Genomic DNA, 5,339 nt, shown 5'->3' with positions numbered 1-5,339 from the left:
TAGAATTGGCTTCAACATTACTTGCGATTTTGTTTTTAAAATAGCCAGTCACTTAAGGCTTTTTGGAAACAATTTATCGCAAGTTATTTTGTAACGATTCCTTAAGGCTTTTTAAAACAATTTAGCGCAAGTTATTGTGTAACGATTCCTTAGTGGTTACACTTACCATCAACAGGTTCACCGTAGAGGTATAAACTGTGATTCGTTAGCTTGATACCATATTTTTTAGCGATTAATTCTTGCTGACTTTCAATCAGATCATCATTGAATTCAATCACTTCACCACACTTTAAACAAACAAGATGATCATGATGCTCTTGATGAGTGAGTTCAAACACCGATTTTCCACCATCAAAATGATGGCGTGTGACAATGCCTGCATCATCAAATTGGTTTAAAACGCGATATACGGTAGCAACGCCAACTTCATCACCCTGTGCAAGTAATTTTTTATAAAGATCTTCAGCACTTAGGTGCTGGTTTTCAGGCAGTTGTAATAAACGTAAAATCTTTACGCGAGGAGAGGTGACTTTTAATCCCGCTTCTTTTAAGGCATCATTTTCTAAAGACATAATCGTATTCCTTACTAATAATAATTAATCGCGTATTAATCGCTTAGTTCAGCGAGGCACATTTCATCAAAAACTTGTTTAGACCACGCTTTTACTCGAGATGCTGTCAATTCTGGTTGGCGATCTTCATCAATGCCAAGACCGATAAAGTTGTTATCATCAACAAGTGCTTTAGAGGCTTCAAAGTCATAACTTTCTATCGGCCAGTTACCGACAATAATAGCACCTTTACTCTCGATGATATCACCCAGTTGTCCCATTGCATCAAGAAAATACTCGGCGTAATCTTCTTGATCACCACAGCCAAAAATAGCGACTAATTTTTCATTAAAATCGATATCTTCTAAATCGGGGAAAAAGTCATCCCAATCACACTGCGCTTCACCGTAATACCAAGTCGGGATACCAAATAAAAGCAGGCTAAATTCTGCAATCTCTTCTTTGCTACTTTTAGCGATATCTTTTACTTCAACGAGGTTTTTACCTAGCTCTTTTTGGATCATTTTAGCAACAGCTTCTGTATTGCCTGTGTCGCTACCAAAGAAAATGCCAACGCTTGCCATATCTTATTTACCTTTCTTAATTATTTATTTGTGCATGAAGTAATTGGGTAATTAGTTCACTGCGATTAATATTCTGCTTTTTTGAAAGTTGATTGAGTAGACTAAATAACTCGCTATCAACTTTTAATTCAATACGTTTTAAACCTTTCTGCTTATCTCGTAATATCTGTTTCTGCTTATTTATTTTAAGCTGAACTTTACGAGAGTGCGGATTACTTTTAGGTCTACCCGGGCGTACCTCATCAGCAAAAAGATCGTGGGTGATACGATCAAATGATTCTTTTGCCATTATTCTACCTAACGTTCTACCTAAAAATGAGCGACTAGATTGTCCAAAGTATCTCAACAACTGCTTTAAAAACAAAGCCCACACAGCCAAACAGTAATACTGCCCAAACGACATGACGACCAAATTTGGGTACGTTACTGCGCTTTAAGACATCTTGAATGGAAAGTCCCATCAATAAAAACAGGAAAAGATAAAAACCGTATAAACCAAAGGTCTCAATTTGATCTGTATATTGCTGTAACATGGTTAATGCTTCATTTAAAAAGGAGAATATAACATATAAGTTGGTGCTAATACCTTATCTTTTTTTAAAAAATTGTGTCACTAAACGATTAAATGTTTTTGCCTTTTCAGCGTGTAACCAGTGACCTGTATTGGCGATAATTTTAGCTTGTGCATTGGGGAATTGTTTAATAATGGTTTTTTGATATTCGGGCAGGATATAGTCAGAGCTTCCACCCTTAATAAACAGGGTGGGCAGATGAACGCTTTTCTCACTAAATGGCCAATCTCGAATATGAATATAGTTATGGGCAAGTGCGGTTAAATTGAATAAAAAAGTGAAATTACCATTTTTTTTCTGCAATGATTTTAGCAAAAACTGTCTGACTTCAGGGCTGTCGATATAGCGAGAAAGTTGTTCATTAGCTTGTAGGCGATTTTTTATCTTTTTAAAGTCAAGCAACAATAAACCATTAAATACTTCACTGTGTTTATCGGCATAACTAACAGGGGCAATATCGGCTATCACGATACTTTTAATTCGCTCTGGTGCCATTAATGCGCAGCCCATTACTATTTTCCCACCCATGGAATGGCCAACAAGGGAGAATTTCTCTATTTTTAGATGATCAGCAAGTTCAAAAATATCAGCAACCATTTCAGGGTAAGTCATTGTTTCACTGTGTGGGCTTTTTCCATGGTTACGCACGTCAATTAATACTACGTGGTAATTGCTTTGTAACTCATTCGCGAGTGTTGATAAATTAGACAAACTGCCAAATAAACCGTGAATTATAAAAATAATCTCAGTTTTATTATCTATATCAATATTAGATGCCTGTTTTATTTGGTAATTAAGTAGCATAAGATCTTATTTTAAGTGAAAATAAAGTGAGATTCATTCTGAGTGCAATATTAACATACATGCAGCATGGTAATGTCGTTTTGGATCGATAATTTATAATAGAAGTCGTAACTGGTGAAACAATGAAACAAATTGATATTGAAGATGATCTATATAAATATATTTTGGCAAATATAGAGGCGTTTGGTGAAACGCCTTCACAGATCTTGCGTCGTTTATTGCATCTTCCTAAAGAGACCATAGAAGCTGAACTTAATTTACCTGCAACATTGCCAGAAAAAGAACTTGTCGCAGTCGATATTATTTCACCTGTTAAAGCGTTAAAAATAAAAGTAGATAAGGTTGCCACGCATAGCCACTCATTTGCTAACGCATCATTACCAGAAGCATTTGCAAAGGGTATCTCAGCGTTATTTTCCAGTGAGACATTTCAAAAAGAACCTGTCATCACTAATAAATTCAAGATGATGCTTACCACTATGTATTACGAAGATAAAAAAGCATTTATTAGTGCGTCAAAAGTGGTTAAAGGGCGCTCTCGTGATTATTTAGGCATTAATTTAGAGCAGCTACTCACTTCAGCAAATCAAGAAGAAGTGGATTTGTTAGTTGCTAGTAAACCGCGCGATATTCCCTACACCCCATTTTGGGTGGTGACTAATGCTAATACGGGTCGAAAACGTATTATTTTAACACAGGTAATGGCCTCGATGGGTTACCCACACCATTTGATAGAACGTATTAAAGAAGAAATTTAAGCGTAACAACCTAAGGCTTAGGCCTGAATTGTTATTATTTATCTATTTTTAAATAGCATATTTTATTTATATAAAGGTAATTTTAATTATGGCAATACATGAACGCGCTGGGTTACCAGCACTCGCAAGCGATTTAGTGGATGTTCCAAAGTTAGTGTCTGCTTATTATATTAATCTTCCTGATGTAAGTCTGCCCGCAGAGCAGGTGGCATTTGGTACTTCTGGTCACCGTGGTAGTTCATTTAATAATGCTTTTACTGAGTTGCATATTTTAGCTATCTGTCAAGCATTAGCAGAGTATCGTAAACAGCAGGGTTACACCGGACCGATGTTTATCGGTAAAGATACTCACGCACTTTCTGAGCCTGCGTTTGCTTCTGCTGTACAGGTTTTAGTGGCTAATGGTATTAAAGTGATTGTGCAAGAGGGCGGTGGTTATACACCTACCCCGGTTATTTCTCATGCTATTTTACAATATAACAATAAACATCCTGAAAGTTTGGCTGATGGCATTGTTATCACGCCATCACATAATCCACCTGAAGATGGTGGTTTTAAATATAATCCACCTAATGGTGGTCCTGCTGATAGTGATGTCACTAAAATTATTCAAGATCGTGCTAATGAAATTTTAAATGATAATTATGATGATATTTTACAAGATGATTTTGCAGAGGCGATGCAATCAGACTTGGTTGAACATTACGACTATATACAGCCTTATGTTGATGATCTGAAGAATGTGCTTGATTTGGATGCAATTGCTAAAGCCGGCATAAAAATTGGTGTTGATACGTTAGGTGGCTCTGGTGTTGCTTACTGGCCTGTTATTGCAAAAACCTATGGCTTAGATATTGAAGTTGTGAATGACCGTGTTGATCCAACCTTCTCCTTTATGACATTAGATAAAGATGGAAAAATCCGCATGGATTGCTCATCACCTTATGCAATGGCGGGACTTATCAAACTTAAAGACAAGTTTGATGTCGCGATAGCCAATGATCCCGATTATGATCGCCATGGTATTGTCACTAAAAGTTCAGGTCTATTAAATCCAAATCACTATTTAGCCGTTGCGATTAACTACCTGTTTACGCATCGTAGTGAATGGCCTGCAAATGCTATTGTGGGCAAAACATTAGTATCAAGTTCAATGATTGACCGCGTGGTGGGGGCATTAGGCAAAGAGATGTCTGAAGTGCCTGTTGGTTTTAAATGGTTTGTTGATGGCCTATTTGAAGGTAAATTTGGTTTTGGTGGTGAAGAGAGTGCGGGTGCTTCATTCCTGCGTAAAGATGGGTCCGTTTGGACTACCGACAAAGACGGTATTATTTTAGGGTTATTAGCCGCTGAAATTATTGCCGTGACAGGTAAAGATCCGGGTGAACATTACCGTGAATTTACTGAAAAATTTGGATCACCTGTTTATCAACGTTTTGATGCGCCTGCAAGCCCTGAGCAAAAAGCGGTATTGGCTAACTTAACACCTGATATGGTGGAAGCACAAACATTAGCAGGTGAGCGAATTACGGCTAAATTAACCCATGCACCGGGTAATGGTGCTGCGATTGGTGGTTTAAAAGTAACCACTGAAAATGGCTGGTTTGCAGCGCGTCCATCGGGGACAGAGAACATTTATAAAATCTATTCAGAATCCTTTATTGGTGAAGAGCACATTGCAAAAATACAAGAAGAGGCACAACAGATCGTAGCCAGTGCATTTGCAAAAGCCGGGTTGTAAAGATTCACTAAGGAATCGTTACACAATAACTTGCGCTAAATTGTTTCCAAAAAGCCTTAAGTGACTGGCTATTTTAAAAACAAAATCGCAAGTAATGTTGAAGCCAATCCTAAATGACGGGTTATTTTGAAAACAAAAGCGCAAGTAATTTTGAAGCCGATCCTAAATTAATAAAATAATTGTTAACATAAAGCGAATTATCCTCCTTTTTTAGGAATGGGTAGCTCGCTTTTTTATTGTCTAATTAAAAATAAGGGTAGCAAAGGGGCGTAGGGTTTAGGAGGATGACGAAAAAATGGTTGCTGTTACTCTATTTTTTTAAAATGATT

Annotated in this window: 7 protein-coding genes; 2 read left to right on the top strand and 5 right to left on the bottom strand. The window is 37.1% G+C overall.

Translation table 11 applies throughout. The annotated features are described in order from the left end of the window. Positions 1-149: 149 nt before the first annotated feature. Genes fur through G322_RS0117300 form a run of 5 tightly spaced genes read right to left on the bottom strand, consistent with a single transcriptional unit; the run spans position 150 to position 2,511 of the window. Positions 150-572, bottom strand: coding sequence for a ferric iron uptake transcriptional regulator (gene fur, locus G322_RS0117320; RefSeq protein WP_022942963.1), 423 nt, complete (start codon positions 570-572; stop codon positions 150-152). A 35-nt stretch (positions 573-607) separates the two neighbouring features. Further along, positions 608-1,135 carry a flavodoxin FldA gene (fldA, locus tag G322_RS0117315; protein ID WP_022942962.1) on the bottom strand — a complete coding sequence of 176 codons (528 nt, stop codon included), beginning with the start codon at positions 1,133-1,135 and terminating at the stop codon, positions 608-610. A 16-nt stretch (positions 1,136-1,151) separates the two neighbouring features. Continuing rightward, a complete protein-coding gene (gene ybfE / locus G322_RS0117310; protein ID WP_022942961.1) occupies positions 1,152-1,424 on the bottom strand; it encodes a LexA regulated protein in 273 nt (90 codons plus the stop codon). 34 nt (positions 1,425-1,458) lie between these two features. Further along, on the bottom strand, positions 1,459-1,668 hold the full coding sequence (locus G322_RS0117305; RefSeq protein ID WP_022942960.1) for a DUF2788 domain-containing protein: 210 nt from the start codon (positions 1,666-1,668) through the stop codon (positions 1,459-1,461). A 54-nt stretch (positions 1,669-1,722) separates the two neighbouring features. Continuing rightward, positions 1,723-2,511: an alpha/beta fold hydrolase gene (locus G322_RS0117300; RefSeq protein ID WP_022942959.1), complete on the bottom strand. Its 789-nt coding sequence runs from the start codon at positions 2,509-2,511 to the stop codon at positions 1,723-1,725. Positions 2,512-2,633: 122 nt separating this feature from the next. Between G322_RS0117300 and G322_RS0117295 the strand changes: the two genes are divergently transcribed. Continuing rightward, positions 2,634-3,269 (top strand): Negative modulator of initiation of replication, encoded by a 636-nt coding sequence (locus tag G322_RS0117295; protein ID WP_022942958.1) that lies wholly within the window; start codon positions 2,634-2,636, stop codon positions 3,267-3,269. Between the two features lie 88 nt (positions 3,270-3,357). After that, on the top strand, positions 3,358-5,010 hold the full coding sequence (pgm, locus tag G322_RS0117290) for a phosphoglucomutase (alpha-D-glucose-1,6-bisphosphate-dependent) (protein WP_022942957.1): 1,653 nt from the start codon (positions 3,358-3,360) through the stop codon (positions 5,008-5,010). Positions 5,011-5,339: the final 329 nt, after the last annotated feature.

This window comes from Psychromonas hadalis ATCC BAA-638 (genome assembly GCF_000420245.1).
Taxonomy (GTDB): domain Bacteria; phylum Pseudomonadota; class Gammaproteobacteria; order Enterobacterales; family Psychromonadaceae; genus Psychromonas; species Psychromonas hadalis.
This window is presented reverse-complemented; position numbering and strand designations above follow the sequence as displayed.